This window comes from Arthrobacter sp. Y3225116, from assembly GCF_059091245.1.
This window is the reverse complement of sequence record NZ_JBNHGL010000313.1, coordinates 1-2871: the sequence shown is the minus strand read 5'-3', so window position 1 is coordinate 2871 and position 2871 is coordinate 1. Positions and strand designations below refer to the sequence as shown.

2 protein-coding genes are annotated in these 2871 nt (G+C 71.3%); both read left to right on the top strand.

The annotated features are described in order from the left end of the window. Window positions 1-100 precede the first annotated feature (100 nt). The gene (gene nudC, locus AC5RV2_RS16655) at window positions 101-1048 is read left to right on the top strand and encodes an NAD(+) diphosphatase (RefSeq protein ID WP_494093260.1); all 948 of its coding nucleotides are present in this window, start codon (window positions 101-103) and stop codon (window positions 1046-1048) included. Further along, window positions 1045-2871: ATP-dependent helicase (locus tag AC5RV2_RS16650; protein ID WP_494093259.1), on the top strand; the 1827-nt coding region annotated here is incomplete at its 3' end. The genes nudC and AC5RV2_RS16650, both read left to right, overlap by 4 nt.

The following is a 2871-nucleotide window of genomic DNA, read 5'->3' as shown; positions in this document are numbered from 1 at the left end:
GGGGCGCCACCGCGCGCAGTCCACAGCACCGCCGCGCGCAGTCCACAGCGGCGGCGGCGCGAATAACGGTCCGGGCGCCGGGGTGAGTACGGTAGAGAGCATGAGTCTTAGCACCGCCGCTGCAGGGTTCCCGCCGTTGGGCCAGCTGATGCTGGCGCGCACCACCATGGACCGCGGGTGCGAGCGGCGCAGCCACCCCGGCCTGGTGGACGGCATCTGGGGCAGCGACACCACGCATGTGATGCTGATCGCCGACGGCAAGACGCTGGTACGCGGCGGAAGGATCGTGCTGCTTCCGAGCAGGGAACGGACCGCAACCGACCTGTCCGTCTACCTCGGCCGGGCCGTGGAAGGCGCGGATGTGCCCGTCGGGACCGACATTGTGCTCTCGGTGTTGGCGGACCGCGCGGAAGCTGCCGAGTACGACGGCGAGTGGCTGGGCCTGCGCGACGTGGCGGGGGAGCTCTCGGCGCAGGACGCCGGGCTGTTTGTGGAGGCCGCGGCGATTTCCAACTGGCACCTGACCCACACCCATTGCCCGCGTTGCGGCCACCGCACGGAGATCGAGCAGGGCGGCTGGGTGCGCCGCTGTCCCGCCGACGGAAGCCAGCATTTCCCGCGCACCGATCCCGCCGTCATCGTGTCGGTCATCGACGAGGACGACCGCCTGCTGCTCGGCCGCAACAGCGCATGGCCGGCCAGCCGGTATTCCACCCTGGCCGGCTTCGTCGAGCCGGGGGAGTCGCTCGAGGCCGCGGTCGTGCGGGAAATCGAGGAGGAGTCCGGCGTCGTGGTGCACTCGCCGCGCTACCTTGGATCCCAGCCGTGGCCGTTCCCGGCATCGCTGATGATTGGTTTCACGGCGGTCGCGACGGACGCGGCGTCGGTCCCCGACGGCGTGGAGATCCTGGACACGCGGTGGTTCAGCCGGGAGGAACTGGCCGCGGCACTGCAGGCCGACGAGGTCCAGGTGGCCAGCGGCATTTCGATTGCGCGGGCGCTGATCGAGCACTGGTACGGCGGCGAGCTGCCGCAGGCCGGACGATGAGCGCAGCGGCAGCCGGGCCCCTCCCGGACAGCAGCCTCGAAGACCGGATCCTGGCCGGACTGGACGACGAGCAGCGGCAGGTGGCCACCAACCTGGCCGGTCCGCTGTGCGTCCTCGCCGGAGCGGGCACCGGCAAGACCCGCGCGATCACCCATCGGATCGCCTACGGGGTGCACACCGGGGTGTATACGCCGCAGCGGGTGCTGGCGGTGACGTTCACCGCGCGCGCGGCCGCCGAGATGCGGACGCGGCTGCGCGACCTCGGTGTTGGCGGGGTGCAGGCGCGCACGTTCCACGCCGCGGCGCTGCGCCAGCTGCAGTTCTTCTGGCCGCAGTCGGTCGGCGGCCCGTTGCCCGGCCTGCTGGACCACAAGGCCAGCGTCATCGCCGAATCTGCCCGCCGCCTGCGGCTGACCACCGACCGTGCCGCCATCCGCGACTTGGCGGCCGAGATCGAGTGGGCCAAGGTTTCCATGCTCACGCCCGAGAGCTATGTCCGCCGGGCGGCCGGGCGTGCCGCACCGGCAGGCTACGACCTGACGACGGTGGCGCGGCTGTACCAGGCCTACGAGGACGTGAAGACGGACCGGAACATCATCGACTTCGAGGACGTCCTGCTCATCACCGTGGGGATCCTCGAGGAAGACCCGAAGGTGGCGGCCGCCGTCCGGGACCAGTACCGGCACTTCGTGGTGGACGAATACCAGGACGTCTCGCCGCTCCAGCAGCGGCTCCTGGACCTCTGGCTGGGGGACCGTGAAGAACTCTGTGTTGTCGGCGACGCCAGCCAGACCATCTACTCCTTCACGGGAGCGACCTCCCGGCATCTGCTCGAGTTCACCAAACGCTTCCCCGGCGCCGACGTCGTCAAACTCGTCCGGGACTACCGCTCCACCCCGCAGGTGGTGCAGCTGGCCAACTCGCTGCTGGCCGCCCGCACCCGGCAGCCGGCGCGGGACAACGACAGCTGGCCGACCCCGCTTGAGCTCATCGCCCAGCGTCCGGCCGGGCCCGAGCCCTCGTTCACGGAATGCACCGACGACGAGGCGGAGGCCGCCCAGGTGGCCACCCGTATCCGCGGACTGATCGACGACGGCGTGGGCGCCGCCCAGATAGCGGTGCTGTTCCGCACCAACGGGCAGTCCCAAGCGTACGAACAGGCGCTGGCCACTGCCGGCATCGGCTATCAGCTGCGCGGCGGGGAGCGGTTCTTCCAGCGGCGGGAGGTCCGCGACGCGATCCTCCAGCTGCGGGCCTCGTCCCGGGCCGCCGGAACCGAACCCGTGCCGCAACTGGTCCGGGACGTGCTGGCGAACCTGGGCTACACGCGGGAGGCTCCGCAGACCGGCGGTGCGGTGCGCGAACGCTGGGAATCCCTGGCCGCGCTGGTGGGACTGGCCGACGAGCTGGACGCGGCCCGCGGTTCCGCGGCCGGCGGTGTGTTCACCATGTCCGACTTCGTGGCGGAGCTCGACGAACGCGCCGCCGCCCAGCACGCTCCCACGGTGCAGGGTGTCACCCTCGCCTCGCTGCACTCGGCGAAGGGCCTGGAATGGGACGCAGTCTTCCTGGTCGGGTTGAGCGAGGGGCTGATGCCGATTTCCTTCGCCGACACCGACGAGGCCGTGGACGAGGAACGCCGGCTGCTCTATGTGGGCATCACCCGTGCCCGCCAGCACCTGGCTCTGTCCTGGTCGCTGGCCCGGACCCCCGGAGGCCGCGCCAACCGCAAACCGTCCCGGTTCTTGGACGGGCTGCGGCCCGCCTCTTCCTCCTCCGTCCGCAGCACGCCGGGCCAGCGGCCGGCGCGGCGCAAGCAGGCC